The following is a 266-nucleotide window of genomic DNA, read 5'->3' as shown; positions in this document are numbered from 1 at the left end:
TGATCATCGAAGATGAAGGGATAGGCTTCGACTATGAAAACCTACAAGATCCACCCGCACCAGAAAATCTAGAAAAAATAGGAGGAAGGGGTGTATTCACCATCAAACATTTATGTGATGAGGTCTTATTTGAGAATAAAGGAAATAAAGTTTCATTGACCATTTACCTCAACTGATCGATGGCTATTCATTTTTTCACAGAAGATATCATGTTTGACTTAAAAAATAAACGTTCAAAAAAAAGCTGGATCAAATCAATTGCTCAA

1 protein-coding gene is annotated in these 266 nt (G+C 34.6%); it reads left to right on the top strand.

The genetic code is table 11. The features are described 5' to 3' along the window. A partial coding sequence (locus tag I5349_RS13795; protein WP_226391361.1) for an ATP-binding protein occupies positions 1-176 on the top strand: 176 nt, incomplete at its 5' end. Positions 177-266: the final 90 nt, after the last annotated feature.

This window comes from Penaeicola halotolerans (assembly GCF_016464625.1).
Lineage (GTDB): Bacteria > Bacteroidota > Bacteroidia > Cytophagales > Cyclobacteriaceae > Penaeicola > Penaeicola halotolerans.
The sequence above is the reverse complement of the archived record's forward strand: the minus strand, read 5'-3'. Positions and strand labels throughout refer to the sequence as shown.